Source organism: Streptomyces sp. NPDC059373, assembly GCF_042751495.1.
GTDB lineage: Bacteria > Actinomycetota > Actinomycetes > Streptomycetales > Streptomycetaceae > Actinacidiphila.
Genome location: NZ_JBHYXC010000029.1, coordinates 90,084 through 103,906, shown reverse-complemented (window position 1 = coordinate 103,906; position 13,823 = coordinate 90,084). Strand labels below are relative to the sequence as shown.

Below are 13,823 nucleotides of genomic sequence, written 5' to 3'. Positions count from 1 at the left end.
GCATGCTCGTCGTGGTGTGCGCCCGTCACACCCCTTCGGGGCGGCCCCGGCATGATCATGCCGGGGCCGCCGCTTTTCATATGCCTTGGTACGCCTTGGTGCGCCTCAGTACGCGAACTTCCAGGGCACCTGAGGCGACGGGTAGTAACCGATGTCCAGCGCCGTCCAGCGGGGGCCCTGGGCGGCCAGGCGCTGCTGGAAGGACGTCCAGCTGTGGGTGGCCGCCGGTGACCAGCCGAGCTCGGCGATCGCCGGAAGGCGGGGGAAGGCCAGGTATTCGATGTCGGAGCTGTCGCTGGCCGTCTCCGACCACAGCGGGGCCTCGACGCCCATCACCGAGGCGGCGGGCGCGCCGCGCACCACGCTTGCGGGATTCCAGTCGTACGCCTGCCGGACCTCGGTGTAGCCGGCCCACGTCTTCCCGATCGGCGTCGCCTCGTCGTACTTCATGTCGAGGTAGGCGTGATTCGCCGGGGACATGATCAGCCGGGTGCCGGAGCGGGCGGCGGCCGCGACCGACTCCTCGTCGCCCTTGGTGCCCCAGTACTGGGCGATCGCGCCCGGGGCCATGGGGGCGGCGGTGATCTGGTGCCAGCCGATGACGGTCTTGCCGTAGTGGGCGACGACCTGCTGGGCGCGTTCCATGAAGGCGATGTAGTCGGCACGGCTGGTCGCGCGCGCCTCGTCGCCGCCGATGTGCAGATACGGTCCCGGGGTCATCGCCGCGACCTCGCGGATGACGTCGTCCATGAAGGCGTCGCTGGCGGCATGGGGCACGCACAGTGAGCTGAAGCCCACGGCGGTGCCGGTGTAGGGGGCGCGCACGACGCCGTCGCAGTTGAGCTCCGCGTAGGAGGCCAGGGCGGCGTTGGTGTGGCCCGGCATGTCGATCTCGGGGACGACGAGCATGTAGCGGCTCGCCGCGTACCGAACGATCTGCTGGTACTCGGCCTTCGTGTAGTAGCCGCCCTCGCCGCCGCCGACCTGGGTGCTGCCGCCGAACGTGGTCAGGCGGGGGCGGGAGGAGATGGCGATCCGCCAGCCCTGGTCGTCGGTGAGGTGGAGGTGCAGGCGGTTGATCTTGTAGAGCGCGAGCTGGTCGATATAGCGCTCGACCTGCACCACGGAGTGGAAGTGCCGGGCCACGTCCATCATCGCGCCCCGGTACGCATAGCGCGGGCGGTCCATGATCGTGCCCCCGGCGACGGTCCAGGGGCCGAGCTGGGGGAAGTCCCGTTCCACGGCGGCGGGCAGCAACTGACGCAGGGTCTGCACGCCGTGGAAGAGGCCCGCCGTCGATGCGGCCCTGATCACCACCGCCCGCGGCGTGGACTGCAGGCCGTAGCCCTCGCTGCCGGTGTCCCCGCCGCCGTCCAGGGCGAGCACGATGCCCTGGCGCCGGGTGCTGGTCGTGAGCGGCAGGTCGTACCCGGTCGACGGGCGCAGGATGTCCGCCAGGTACCGGCCGACGGCGGCGGCGGTCGGCGATCCGGCCGGTACGTGGATCGCCGCGTCCTCGGCCAGGGTGAACGGCCCACCGGCCGCCTTGACGGACGCGGGCACGGGGACGACCTGCCCGAGCGGGCGCGGGGCGGCTGCCGTCGGTGCCGGGGCCGGTGCCGCTGCGGTCGCCGATGCCGGTGCGGGTGCCTGCGCGGGGGCCGATGCCGGGTCTGCGGCGGCGGCCGGTACCGCCGCGCCGACGCCGAGGGAGAGCAGGAGCGCGGACACCACACTTCGTCGTCTCATACGTTCAGCCCTACCACCCGGTTCGGTGGCCCTTGCCCGGACCTCGTAAGGTCTACACCAATTCGGGCACGCCGCCCCGCCATACGGCTGACACCAGCGGCACGCCCGGCCGGTACGCGAGATGTATGTGCGACGGCGCGTCCAGCAACGCCAGGTCCGCACGCGCCCCCGGGCTGATCCGGCCGACGTCGGCGCGGCGCAGCGCCTTCGCCCCGCCGAGGGTGGCGGCGTGGACGGCCTCGTCCGGGGTCATCCCCATGTCCCGTACGGCCACCGCGATGCAGAACGGCATGGCCGTGGTGAACGACGACCCCGGATTGCAGTCCGTCGACAGCGCCACCGTCGCCCCCGCGTCGAGCAGCCGCCGCGCGTCCGGGTACTCCGCCCTCGTCGAGAACTCCGCACCGGGAAGCAGGGTCGCCACGGTCCCGCTCCCCGCCAGGGCGTCCACGTCCGCCTGCGTCAGGTGCGTGCAGTGGTCCGCCGAGGCCGCGCCCAGCTCCACCGCGAGCTGCACGCCGGGGCCGTGGCCCAGCTGGTTCGCGTGCACGCGCGGGATCAGCCCGCGCTTCTGACCTGCGGTCAGAACGGCTCTGGCCTGGTCCCCGTCGAAGGCCCCGCGCTCGCAGAACACGTCCACCCAGCGGGCGTACGGCGCGCACGCGTCCAGCATCTCGCCGGTGACCAGCTCCACGTACGCCGCCGGGTCGTCCGCGTACTCCGGCGCGACGATGTGCGCGCCCAGGTAGGTCGTCTCCGGGGTGTGGGCGGCGGCGATGCGGAGGGCGCGGGCCTCGTCGTGAGGCGTCAGGCCGTAGCCGGACTTCGTCTCTATGGTCGTCGTGCCCTGGCGCAGCGCCTCGCTGACGTAGCGCCGGACATTGGCGTCCAGCTCGGCGTCGCTCGCGGCGCGCGTGGCTGCGACGGTCGTCGTGATACCGCCCGCGGTGTACGGCTTCCCGGACATGCGGGCGTTGAACTCCTGGGTGCGGTCGCCCGCGAACACCAGGTGGGAGTGCGAGTCCACGAAACCGGGGATCGCGGCGCGCGCTTTCGCGTCGTACGCGGTGTCGGCGGCGGGGGCGTCCGCGGCGGGGCCGACCCATGCGACCGTACCCGTCTTGTCGTCCAGCACCACGGCGGCGTCCCCGACAAGGCCCAGCGGGCCCTCGCCCAGGGCGGGGTCATTGGTGACCAGGCTGCCGATGTTGGTGACGACGGTCGTGGTCATACGCCTCTTCTTTCTCGGGTCGGTTGGGGGTAGGCCGCTCGCCTGAGGCGAGCGAAGCGAGGTGGGGGTCCCCCCGGCCGAAGGCTGGGGGAGGGCTGGCCCAACCGGCCCGCACCCGGCAACGGGCCGCACCCCGACGGCGCTGGTCCGTGGGCCTGATCGTTTCGTACCCGGGTGCGGCCCGGTGGCAGCCGGCCTAGCCACCCAGCGCCTGGGCGACCGCCTTCGCCAGCTCGCCCGCCGTGTGGGGCACGAGCTGGTGGTGGCCGTCGCGGACGATGTGGCGGCCGGCGACGATGGTGTGGCGGATGTCCGCATTGGTGGCGGCGAAGACGGCGGTTTCGGCGGCGAGGCGGGCGGGGGCGCCGGCGGTGCGGACGGAGTCGAGGGCGACGGTGGCGAAGTCGGCGAGGGAGCCGGGCTGGAGGCGGCCGGCGTCGGGCCAGCCGAGGGAGGCGTGGCCGTCGGCGGTGGCGGCACGGAGCAGCCGGGCGGCGGTCCAGTGGCCGCGGGTCCGGGTGTGGAGGCGTTCGTCGAGCTCCATGGCCCGGGCTTCCTCCAACAGGTCGATGACGGCGTGGCTGTCACTGCCGAGGGTGAGCGGGCTGCCGGCCAGCTCCAGGGACTTGGCGGGGCCGATGCCGTCGGCCAGATCCCGTTCCGTCGTCGGGCACATGCAGATGGTCGTGCCGGAGCCGCCGAGCAGGGCGATGTCCTCGGGAGTGAGGTGCGTGGCGTGGACGGCGGTCGTACGCGGCCCGAGCACACCGTGTTCGGCCAGCAGTCCGGCCGGGGTGAGGCCGTACGCGGCGAGGCAGGCGTCGTTCTCGGCGGTCTGCTCGGAGAGGTGGACGTGCAGCGGGGCCTCGCGGTCGTGCGCCCACTCCGCGACGGTCGCGAGCTGGTCGGCCGGGACGGCCCGTACGGAGTGGATCGCGGCGCCGATGCGGGCGTGGGCGCGGTCCGTCAGAGCGGACGCCCGGACCGCCCAGGCGTGGGCGTCGCCGTCGCTGAAGCGGCGCTGGTGGGGGTCGGGGGCGGCGCCGCTGTGCCCGTTCAAGATCCCGGACGAGAGGTAGGCGGTGTCCAGCAGGGTGATGCGGATACCGGCCTCGGCGGCGGCGGAGACGAGGGCTTCGCCCATCGCGTTGGGGTCGGCGTAGGGGGTGCCGTCGGGCTGATGGTGGAGGTAGTGGAACTCGCCCACGCAGGTGATGCCGGCCAGCGCCATCTCGGCGTACACGGCGCGGGCGAGCGCGAAGTACGTTTCCGGGGTGAGCCGTGCCGCGACGCCGTACATGATCTCGCGCCAGGTCCAGAAGGTGCCGGAGCCCACCTGGACGGTGCCGCGCAGGGCGCGGTGGAAGGCGTGCGAATGGGCGTTCGCAAGCCCTGGGATCGTCAGACCGCGCAGCGAGACCGCCCCGGCGGGCGGGGCCTCGACGCCGGGGCGTACGGCGGTGATGCGGCCGTCGGAGGCGGTGGAGATGACCACGGAGGGCTCGACGGTGTCGTCGAGCCAGGCGTACTCCGCCCAGTAGATCTGCGGCGTCAGCGACACGCCAGGCCCTCCAGTACGTCGGCGAGTGCGGTGACCCCGGCGAGGCAGTCGTCCTCGGCCGCCGTTTCGGCCGGCGAGTGCGAGACCCCGGTGGGGTTCCGTACGAACAGCATGGCTGTCGGGACGGCAGCGGACAGGATTCCCGCGTCGTGTCCGGCGCCGGTCGGGAGGACGGGAGCCCCGCCGAGCAGCTTGGCGAGCTCGTCACGCAGGTCGTGGGCGAATTCGACCACCGGAGTGAAGGACTCCCGGGTGACCCGGACGGTGACCCCGTCGCGGGCGCCGCGCTCGACCGCCGCGCGCTCGATCTCGGCGACGACCTCGTCGAGGGTCGCCTCGTCGGCGGCGCGGGAGTCCAGCCAGCCCCGGACCAGCGAGGCGATGGCGTTGACGCCGTTCGGCTCGACGGCCACCTTGCCGAAGGTCGCGAGCGCGCCGGCCAGCCGGGCCTTCTTGCGGGCGGCGAGGACGGTGTTCGCGTACGTCAGCATCGGGTCGCGACGGTCCTCCAGACGGGTGGTGCCCGCGTGGTTGGCCTCGCCGTGGAAGTCGAAGCGCCAGCGGCCGTGCGGCCAGATGGCCGACGCCACGCCCACGGCGTGCGGGGTCTCGGCGAGGGCCCGGCCCTGCTCGACGTGCAGCTCGACGAAGGCGCCGATGCGGGCCAGCCGCTCGGGGTCCGCGCCGATCGCCGCCGGGTCGTACCCGGCGCGCTCCATGGCCTGCGGGAGGCTGACGCCGTCCGCGTCCCGGAGCTGCGCCGCCTTCTCGGGGGTCAGCTGTCCGGCCGCCAGGCGTGAGCCCACGCAGGCCAGGCCGAAGCGGGCGCCCTCCTCGTCGCCGAAGTTGACGATCGCCAGGGGCTTGGCGAGGGCGGCTCCACGGGCGCGCAGCTCGTCCAGCGCGGCGAACGACGACACGACGCCCAGCGGCCCGTCGAAGGCCCCGCCGTCCGGCACCGAGTCCAGGTGCGAGCCGGTGACGACCGCGTCCCCGGCGGTGGGGTCGCCGAGCCAGGCCCACTGGTTGCCGTTGCGGTCGACCTCGTAGGTGAGCCCGCGCGTTTCGGCTTCGGTACGGAACCAGGCCCGGCAGTCCGCGTCTGCGCCGGTCCAGGCGTAGCGGCGGTAGCCCCCGCTGTCGGCGTCGCGGCCGACCGGACGGAGGTCCCGCCACATCTCGTGGAACGAGGAGGTCACGCGTCCCCGCCCTCGCGCATCGGCACGCGTACGCCGCGCTCCGCGGCGACCTCGTCGGCGCGGTCGTAGCCCGCGTCGACGTGCCGGATGACGCCCATACCCGGGTCGTTGGTGAGGACGCGGCGGATCTTCTCGCCGGCGAGCTTCGTGCCGTCGGCGACCGTGACCTGGCCGGCGTGGATGGAGCGGCCGATGCCGACGCCGCCGCCGTGGTGGATGGAGACCCAGGACGCGCCGGAGGCGACGTTGACCATGGCGTTGAGCAGCGGCCAGTCGGCGATGGCGTCGGAGCCGTCGAGCATGGCCTCGGTCTCGCGGTACGGGGAGGCCACGGAACCGCAGTCGAGGTGGTCGCGGCCGATGACGATCGGCGCGGCGAGCGTGCCGTCGGCGACCATCTCGTTGAAGCGCTCGCCGGCCTTGTCGCGCTCGCCGTAGCCGAGCCAGCAGATGCGGGCGGGCAGGCCCTGGAAGTGGACCTTCTCCTGCGCCAACTTGATCCAGCGGTGCAGGGACTCGTTCTCGGGGAAGAGGTCGAGGATCGCCTTGTCCGTCTTGTGGATGTCGGACGCCTCGCCGGACAGCGCCGCCCAGCGGAACGGGCCCTTGCCCTCGCAGAACAGCGGCCGGATGTAGGCGGGGACGAAGCCGGGGAACGCGAACGCGCGTTCGTAGCCCGCGAGTTGGGCCTCGCCGCGGATCGAGTTGCCGTAGTCGAAGACCTCGGCGCCCGCGTCCATGAAGCCGACCATCGCCTCGACGTGCCTGGCCATGGACTCGCGGGCCCGCTGCGTGAAGTCGGCGGGCTTCTCGGCCGCGTACGAGGCCATGTCGTCGAAGCTCACGCCGACGGGGAGGTAGGCGAGCGGGTCGTGGGCGCTGGTCTGGTCGGTGACGATGTCGATCGGCGCGCCCTCGGCGAGCATCTGCGGAAGCAGCTCCGCCGCGTTGCCGAGCAGGCCGATGGAGAGCGGCTGCCGCTTGTCGCGGGCGTCGGTGGCCAGCTGGAGCGCGTGCGCGAGGTTCTTCGCCTGCACGTCGAGGTAGCGGTGCTCGATCCGGCGGGTGATGGCGCGCGGGTCGACGTCGATGCAGATCGCGACGCCGCCGTTCATGGTCACGGCCAGCGGCTGGGCGCCTCCCATGCCGCCGAGGCCGGCGGTGAGGGTGATGGTGCCGGCCAGGGTGCCGTTGAACTTCTTCTCCGCTACGGCGGCGAAGGTCTCGTACGTGCCCTGCAGGATGCCCTGCGTACCGATGTAGATCCACGACCCGGCGGTCATCTGGCCGTACATGGTGAGGCCGAGGGATTCCAGGCGGCGGAACTCCTCCCAGTTGGCCCAGTCGCCGACCAGGTTGGAGTTGGCGATCAGCACGCGCGGTGCCCACTCGTGGGTCTGCATGACGCCGACCGGGCGGCCGGACTGCACGAGCATCGTCTCGTCCTGCTTGAGGCTCTGCAGCGTACGGACCATGGCGTCGAACGACCGCCAGTCGCGGGCCGCCTTGCCGGTGCCGCCGTAGACGACCAGCTTCTCCGGGTGCTCGGCCACCTCGGGGTCGAGGTTGTTCTGCAGCATGCGCAGAGCGGCTTCCTGCTGCCAGCCCTGGGAGCTGAGCGCCGTGCCCCGCGGGGCGCGTACGGTCCTCGGTCCGGTGGATCCGGTGGGTCCGGTGCCGGTCATGGGCGGGGCCTCCTCGCGACTGGATTGATTCATTCAGATCATCGCAATCTGAATAGCGCTAGTCAACACCTGCCACCTGAACAGGCCACCTGGCGCCGTGCGGCAGCGAATGCTTGGCTTGTGCACATGACTGCGGATCTCGTGGAGCGGCGGGGACAGGCGATGCGCGCGGCGGTCGAGCGGGGGCTGATCGGGCCGGAGGAGCCCGTGGCGGGGCTGCTTGACCTCGAGGCTATCCGGGATGCGGCGGCAGAGCTGCGGAAGGCCTTCGAAACGCCGGGCGTGGAGGTGCTGCACACCTTCGCGGTGAAGGCGGCCTCGCTCGTGCCGGTGCTGCGGCTGCTGGCGGCGGAGGGCGTCGGGGCCGAGGTCGCCAGTCCGGGCGAGCTGGCGATCGCGCGGGCGGCCGGGATGCCGGTGGAGAGAATCGTGCTGGACTCGCCCGCGAAGACGCCCGGGGAACTGCGGACCGCGCTGGCGCTGGGCATCGCGGTCAACGCGGACAATCCGCAGGAGCTGGCACGGCTGGACCGGCTGGTGCGCCCCGGCGACACCGCCTCCTCCGTCGGGCTGCGGGTCAACCCGCAGGTCGGGGCCGGCGCGATCGGGTCGACCAGCACAGCGACGGCCACCTCGAAGTTCGGCTTCGCACTGCGTGACCCCGGGGCGGAGGAGGCGGTCGTACGGGCGTATCTGGACCGCCCGTGGCTGAATCGGCTGCACACGCACACCGGGTCGCAGGGGGTGCCGCTGCATCTGATGACGGACGGGGTCCGGGCCGCGTACGAGCTGGCCGAGCGGATCAACGCCGCCGCCGGGCGGCAGCAGATCACCGTCATCGACATCGGCGGCGGCCTGCCGGTGAACTTCACCTCGGACGAGGTCCGGCCGGGCTTCCGGGACTACGCGGACATGCTGCGGGCCGCCGTCCCCGGGCTCTTCGACGGGCGGTACGGCCTGGTGACCGAGTTCGGCCGCGCGCTGCTGGCCAAGCCGGGGCTGGTGCTGGCGCGGGTCGAGTACGCGAAGTCGGCGGGCGGCCGGGCCATCGCGATCACGCACGCGGGGGCGCAGGTCGCGACCCGTACGGTCTTCGCGCCCGACGCCTGGCCCCTGCGGGTGCTGGCCCTGGACGGAAAGGGCCGGGCCAAGGACGGCCCGGCCGTCGTGCAGGACGTGGCCGGGCCGTGCTGCTTCGCGGGCGACCTCGTTGCGCAGGGGCGGGAGTTGCCGCTGCTGGAGGAGGGCGACCTGGTCGCGCTCCTCGACACGGGGGCCTACTACTTCTCCAACCACTTCGCGTACAACTCCCTGCCCCGGCCCGGGGTTTACGGCTTCGAGGTGGGCGAGGACGGCGCCGTGCGCTTCGAGACCGTACGGCGGCCGCAGACGCTCGACGAGCTGGTGGCCGAGAGCGGCGGCTAGGTCAGGGCCTGCCTAGTGCCCCTCCCGGCACTAGCGCACCGCCGCCGATGCCTTCCGCCGTGAGCCGCCCGGGCCGGCGTCACCGGCCACGGGGCCCGTGGTCTCGTAGGCGGCATCGTCCCGGCCGGCCTCCGGGCGCACCCAGAGCAGGACGTCGCGGGAGCGTTCGAGGCGGCCGAGCCAGAGGGCCTTGGCCCAGAGGCCGAAGCCGAGGCCGGCGAGCAGCAGACCGCCGGTCGCCGGTGCGACGGCGGAGGTGGCGACGGCCAGAAGGAAGGCCAGGAGCAGCCACCAGCGGCGGGAGCGGGTCCAGGCCCGGGCGGTGACGCGGCGGTCCTGGAGGAAGACGGACTTCGGGGCTCGGGTGGCCGCGTCGGCGAGGGTGACGTAGCGCTTGCGGCGCAGCCAGAAGGCGAGGGCGGCCGCGACGATGAAGAGTGCGGCGCCCGCGAGGACGCCGATGCGCCGCCCGAGGAGGCTGGGGACGAAGACGCCGATCCCCGCCGCGAGTATTCCGAGCCACCACAGCCACCGCGCCGCCACGCGGACCGTCACCGCGACCCTGGCCAGTACGTACGCTCCGCGCACCACCGCTGTCCTCCTGTTCCTCGCACGCTTACCGGTGCTGGGGAGGGTACTCAGCGAACCTCAAAATCGCGTTAAGACCGAGCTTTTGGCCGCTGACTCAGTCGACGAACAGGCCGCGCTCGGCGGCCCGCGCGTCGAACTCCTCCAACCGCGCCTGCGCATCCGGCAGTCCGTCGCACATGGCCTCCAGCAGCACCCGCCCGAGCAGCATCGGCGCGCAGGCCGTGTCGAAGGCGAGGCCGGTGCCGACGGCTGCCGGGAGCAGCAGGTCGGAGTGGGCGGCGACGGGCGCGAAGGCGCTGTCGGCGACCGTGACGACGGTGAGCCCGGCGGCCTTGGCGTAGGCGAGGGCGTCCACGACCTCGCGCGGGTGGCGCGGCAGAGCGAAGCAGAGCAGGGCGGAGGCCCCGGCCCGTACGGCGTCGTCGATGCGGTCGGCGAGCAGCGTGCCGCCCTCGGTGAAGAGGCGGACGTCGAGGTGGACCTTGCCGGCGAAGTAGGCGAAGCCGCCCGCCTGGGCGCCGGCGGCGCGCAGGCCGAGGACGACGAGCGGCCGGGAGGCGGCCAGCAGCGCCCCGGCGCGGGCGACGGGCTCGGGGTCGGCGAGCAGGGCGGCGAGGTGGCGGAGGTTCTCGATCTCGGCGTGGACGGCTTCCTGGTACTCGTTGTACGTGTCCGTGGGCTCGCCGCCGGACGCGCCGACGGGCGCGACCTCGCGCAGGTGGCGGCGCAGCGCCGGGTAGCCGTCGAAGCCGAGCGCGACGGCGAAGCGGGTGACGGAGGGCTGGCTGACGCCGGCCAGTTCGGCGACCTCGACGCTGGAGAGGAAGGGCGCGTCGGCGGCCCGCCGGACGAGGCTGTGGGCGATGCGACGCTGGGTGGGCGTGAGGCGGTGGGCCTCGAAGAGCTTCATCAGGCGCGCGGAAGCGCCGTCGTTGCCATGCCCGTTGCCGTTGTCGGTCCCCATGTCGGTGCCCATCAGACTCTCCCCGTTTCCTTTCCCGTGGCTCCTGCGGCAAAGACTGCCATGTGCCCGCCGTTCACAGCGCCCCCAGTGCGTCGAGCAGGGCGGCGGCCGCCGCGACGTCCCCGGTGAGCGGCCGGTCGGCCATGTCCATGCCGAGGACTTCGGCGGCGGCCGCGTACGCCTGGCCGACGGGCCGGTCGGCGTCCGGCAGGAGGGCGTGCTGGCGCAGCGCCCGCAGTGCGGTGACCAGCTCGCAGGCCAGGACCTGGCGGTAGGCGGGTGCGGAGCGCAGGGTGAGGCGGGCGGCCTGCGAGGCGAAGCTGGCCTGCTCCTCGACGCCGCGTGACAGGACGGCGTTGCCGAGGGTGGCGGGGGTGGCGCAGGTGCGCAGCTCGGCGAGGGCGCCCCCGGCCGCGTACTCCAGGATCATGACGCCGGAGCCGGCGGAGGGGCCGTCGGCGAGGAAGGGCCGCAGGCCGGTGAGGCCGGGGTCGGCGAGCGCGGAGAGGCGCGCGGCGGAGAGCTGGGCGGTCTGGAGCAGGGCCAGCCGGAAGGCGTCCAGGGCGAGAGCGACATGACCGGCGAAGAAGTTGCCGTGGTGCCAGGCGCTGGGGCCGCCCGGGCCGTCCGAGCTGATCAGCGGATTCTCCGCCGCCGCGTTGAACTCGGTCTCCAGCACCCGCTCCAGCGCGTCGGCCGCGTCCAGGGCCGGCCCCTGGATCTGCGGGAGGCAGCGGAAGCCGTACGGGTCCTGGATCCGCGAGCCGGACGGCGCGGCCGGCAGGTCGGGGGCCCCGAGGAGACGGCGCATCTCGGCCGCGCTGCGCACCGCCCCGGGGTGCGGGCGGGCGGCGTGGACCGGGGCGGCGTACGCCTCCAGGGAGCCGCCGACGGCCAGCAGCGACAGCGCGGCGACGGCGTGCGTGGCCCGGAGCAGCCCGCGCAGTTCGTGCAGGGCGAGCGCGGCCTGGCCGAGGGTGAGGGCGTTACTGCTGATCAGGGCGAGTGCGTCGCCCGTGCCGAGGGCGATGGGGGCGGGTGGCGGGCCGCCTTCCCAGGTGTGTTCGCCGACGAGGGCGAGCCCGGTCTGGGCCAGCGCGGCGAGGTCGCCGGTGCCCACGGCACCGTACTCGTGGACGACGGGGTAGGCGCCGGCCCGCAGTGCCTCCGCCAGGGCGGTGACGACGTCCGGCCGCAGCCCGGCACCGCCGGCCAGCAACTGGTTGAGGCGTACGGCGAGCATGGCGCGGGTCTCGCGGGCCGGGACCCGGTCGCCGATCGCGCCGGCGTGGCTGCGCAGCAGCCGCAGTCCGTGGCCCTCGGCGTCCTCGGCGGCGACGGCGAGGGTGCGGTTGGCGCCGACGCCGGTGCTGCGGCCGTAGACCCGGCCGGTGGCGGCGACCTCGGCGGCGGCGAGCCAGGAGCGTTCGACGCGGGCGACGGCGGCGGGGTCGAGGGCGGGTGCGACAGGGCCGCCGCCGGCGAGAGCGACGATGTCGGCGACGGACATGTGGCGGCCGTCGAGGGCGACGTGACGGGCCGCCGCCGTTTCGGTGTCCGGTATATGAGACAAAACCACGTGACCTCGCCCCTTTTCCTGCTTTTTTGTCCGAATCGCGAGCCACCGTAACCCGCGATTTACATCTTTCTATTGACTTCTATTCAGCCGAGAAAGACTCTGCATGACTATATGCAGTCCGGGCAAGGGGCATCTGGTGATCAAGTTCGACGCAGTGAGCAAGCACTATCCGAACGGCACCACGGCAGTGGACGACCTCAGTCTTGAGCTACCGGAGGGCGGGATCACCGTCCTCGTCGGCTCATCCGGCTGCGGTAAGACAACCACGCTGCGCATGGTGAACCGTATGGTCGACCCCACAGCGGGCACGGTCAGTCTCGGCGGCCGCGACGTGCGGGCCGTCGACGCCGCCGAACTCCGCAGGGGCATCGGTTACGTCATCCAGCAGGCGGGCCTCTTCCCGCACCGCACGGTCCTGGACAACATCGCGACCGTCCCCCTGCTGCTCGGCTGGGGCCGCCGCAAGGCGCGCGCCCGCGCCGCCGAGCTGCTGGAGACCGTCGGCCTCACCACCGAGGCCGGCAAGCGCTACCCGCACCAGCTCTCCGGCGGACAGCAGCAGCGCGTCGGGGTCGCGAGGGCACTGGCGGCCGATCCGCCGGTGCTGCTCATGGACGAGCCCTTCGGCGCGGTGGACCCGGTGGTCCGCACCCAGCTGCAGAACGAACTCCTGCGTCTGCAGGCCGAGTTGAAGAAGACCATCGTCTTCGTCACCCACGACATCGACGAGGCCGTCCGGCTCGGCGACCGCATCGCCGTCTTCCGCACCGGCGGCCACCTCGTCCAGTGCGCTCCCCCGGCCGAACTGCTCGCCCGCCCCGCCGACGACTTCGTCGCCGACTTCCTGGGCGCCGAACGCGGCCTGAAGCTGCTCTCGCTGACGCCCCTGGCCGACGTCCCGTACGAGCCCGTGGCCGAGGGCGGCCGCTGGCAGCTGGTCACCTCCCCCGACGGCACGCCCGCGGGCTGGCGGGACACCGAAGGGCCCGAGGGCGACGAGGCGCCGCTGCTGCCCGTACGAGCGCTGCGGGACACCGACTCGCTGCTGGCCGCGCTCAACGAGTCGGTCGCCTCCCCCGCCGGGGCGGTGGCCCGGGTCGACGCGGCCGGGGCACTGCTCGGGATCACCACCCGCGAGCGGATCCACGAGCACGGCTCCCGCAGCCACGCGGAGGCGGCGGCATGAGCCTCGCCATCGAATGGAGCTGGTTCCCCGACCACACGAGCGAGCTGACCTCGCTCACCCTCGACCACCTCTCCACCGCCGTGCCCGCCGTGCTCCTCGGCACCGTCATCGCCCTGCCGCTCGCCGTCGTCGCCCACCGGGTCAAGGCGCTGCGCGGGGTCGTCCTCGGCATCACGAACGTCCTGTTCACGATCCCGTCCCTGGCGCTCTTCGTCCTGCTGCTGCCGATCACCGGGCTCACCCGCACCAGCGCGATCATCGGCCTCACCGTCTACACGCTGGTCGTGCTGCTCCGTAACACCGTGGAAGGCCTGGACAGCGTCCCGCCGCGGGCCCGCGAGGCGGCCGTCGCCATGGGTACGAAGCCGCTGCGCACCCTCCTCACCGTCGAGCTGCCACTCGCGCTGCCGGTGATCATGGCGGGCGTACGGGTCGCCACCGTCATGGCCATCTCCCTGGTCAGCGTGGCCAGTTACATCGGCTACGGCGGCCTCGGCCAGCTCTTCACCGACGGCTTCCAGCGCGACTTCCCCACCCCGGTCGTCGCGGGCGTCGTCCTCACCCTGCTGCTCGCCCTCGCCGCCGACGGGCTGCTCGTGGGCGTCCAGTACGTCTGCACTCCGTGGGCCCGCGCCCGTAAGGGGGCCTGACCG

General features: G+C 73.3%; 11 protein-coding genes. 3 read left to right on the top strand and 8 right to left on the bottom strand.

Translation table 11 applies throughout. The annotated features are described in order from the left end of the window. Positions 1-105 precede the first annotated feature (105 nt). The 5 genes from ACFXJ5_RS30245 to hutU form a co-directional block, all read right to left on the bottom strand. Positions 106-1,749, bottom strand: coding sequence for a beta-N-acetylhexosaminidase (locus ACFXJ5_RS30245; RefSeq protein WP_384637885.1), 1,644 nt, complete (start codon positions 1,747-1,749; stop codon positions 106-108). Positions 1,750-1,801: 52 nt separating this feature from the next. Next, positions 1,802-2,980, bottom strand: a complete 1,179-nt coding sequence (gene hutI, locus ACFXJ5_RS30240; protein ID WP_384637883.1) for an imidazolonepropionase — start codon at positions 2,978-2,980, stop codon at positions 1,802-1,804. A 196-nt stretch (positions 2,981-3,176) separates the two neighbouring features. Continuing rightward, positions 3,177-4,541, bottom strand: coding sequence for a formimidoylglutamate deiminase (locus ACFXJ5_RS30235; RefSeq protein ID WP_384637880.1), 1,365 nt, complete (start codon positions 4,539-4,541; stop codon positions 3,177-3,179). Next, a complete protein-coding gene (locus ACFXJ5_RS30230; protein WP_384637901.1) occupies positions 4,532-5,719 on the bottom strand; it encodes an allantoate amidohydrolase in 1,188 nt (395 codons plus the stop codon). The genes ACFXJ5_RS30235 and ACFXJ5_RS30230 overlap by 10 nt, the downstream gene beginning before the upstream one ends. 17 nt (positions 5,720-5,736) lie before the next feature. Next, positions 5,737-7,425, bottom strand: coding sequence for a urocanate hydratase (gene hutU, locus ACFXJ5_RS30225; RefSeq protein WP_384637878.1), 1,689 nt, complete (start codon positions 7,423-7,425; stop codon positions 5,737-5,739). Positions 7,426-7,551: 126 nt separating this feature from the next. Between hutU and ACFXJ5_RS30220 the strand changes: the two genes are divergently transcribed. Next, entirely contained in the window at positions 7,552-8,850 is a 1,299-nt protein-coding gene (locus ACFXJ5_RS30220) for a diaminopimelate decarboxylase (protein ID WP_384637876.1), read from the top strand. A gap of 30 nt (positions 8,851-8,880) precedes the next feature. Here the strand turns inward: ACFXJ5_RS30220 and ACFXJ5_RS30215 are convergent, their stop codons facing one another. From ACFXJ5_RS30215 to ACFXJ5_RS30205, 3 genes are all read right to left on the bottom strand, one after another. Beyond that, positions 8,881-9,441 carry a hypothetical protein gene (locus ACFXJ5_RS30215; protein ID WP_384637873.1) on the bottom strand — a complete coding sequence of 187 codons (561 nt, stop codon included), beginning with the start codon at positions 9,439-9,441 and terminating at the stop codon, positions 8,881-8,883. Positions 9,442-9,535: 94 nt separating this feature from the next. Next, positions 9,536-10,417 (bottom strand): MurR/RpiR family transcriptional regulator, encoded by an 882-nt coding sequence (locus ACFXJ5_RS30210; RefSeq protein WP_384637871.1) that lies wholly within the window; start codon positions 10,415-10,417, stop codon positions 9,536-9,538. Between the two features lie 61 nt (positions 10,418-10,478). After that, positions 10,479-11,915: an aromatic amino acid ammonia-lyase gene (locus tag ACFXJ5_RS30205; protein WP_384637898.1), complete on the bottom strand. Its 1,437-nt coding sequence runs from the start codon at positions 11,913-11,915 to the stop codon at positions 10,479-10,481. A gap of 172 nt (positions 11,916-12,087) precedes the next feature. On the opposite strand from ACFXJ5_RS30205, the gene ACFXJ5_RS30200 reads away from it, so the two are divergent. Both ACFXJ5_RS30200 and ACFXJ5_RS30195 read left to right on the top strand, forming a co-directional pair. Further along, positions 12,088-13,170 (top strand): ABC transporter ATP-binding protein, encoded by a 1,083-nt coding sequence (locus ACFXJ5_RS30200; RefSeq protein ID WP_384637868.1) that lies wholly within the window; start codon positions 12,088-12,090, stop codon positions 13,168-13,170. Continuing rightward, positions 13,167-13,820: an ABC transporter permease gene (locus tag ACFXJ5_RS30195; RefSeq protein WP_384637866.1), complete on the top strand. Its 654-nt coding sequence runs from the start codon at positions 13,167-13,169 to the stop codon at positions 13,818-13,820. Before ACFXJ5_RS30200 ends, ACFXJ5_RS30195 begins: the two co-directional genes overlap by 4 nt. Positions 13,821-13,823: the final 3 nt, after the last annotated feature.

Excerpts from the sequence above, each read along its gene's own strand:
- ACFXJ5_RS30245 (WP_384637885.1), bottom strand. The coding sequence starts at position 1,749 with ATGAGACGACGAAGTGTGGTGTCCGCGCTCCTGCTCTCCCTCGGCGTC.
- hutI (WP_384637883.1), bottom strand. The coding sequence starts at position 2,980 with ATGACCACGACCGTCGTCACCAACATCGGCAGCCTGGTCACCAATGAC.
- ACFXJ5_RS30230 (WP_384637901.1), bottom strand. The coding sequence starts at position 5,719 with ATGTGGCGGGACCTCCGTCCGGTCGGCCGCGACGCCGACAGCGGGGGC.
- hutU (WP_384637878.1), bottom strand. The coding sequence starts at position 7,425 with ATGACCGGCACCGGACCCACCGGATCCACCGGACCGAGGACCGTACGC.
- ACFXJ5_RS30220 (WP_384637876.1), top strand. The coding sequence starts at position 7,552 with ATGACTGCGGATCTCGTGGAGCGGCGGGGACAGGCGATGCGCGCGGCG.
- ACFXJ5_RS30210 (WP_384637871.1), bottom strand. The coding sequence starts at position 10,417 with ATGGGCACCGACATGGGGACCGACAACGGCAACGGGCATGGCAACGAC.
- ACFXJ5_RS30205 (WP_384637898.1), bottom strand. The coding sequence starts at position 11,915 with ATGTCCGTCGCCGACATCGTCGCTCTCGCCGGCGGCGGCCCTGTCGCA.
- ACFXJ5_RS30200 (WP_384637868.1), top strand. The coding sequence starts at position 12,088 with ATGACTATATGCAGTCCGGGCAAGGGGCATCTGGTGATCAAGTTCGAC.
- ACFXJ5_RS30195 (WP_384637866.1), top strand. The coding sequence starts at position 13,167 with ATGAGCCTCGCCATCGAATGGAGCTGGTTCCCCGACCACACGAGCGAG.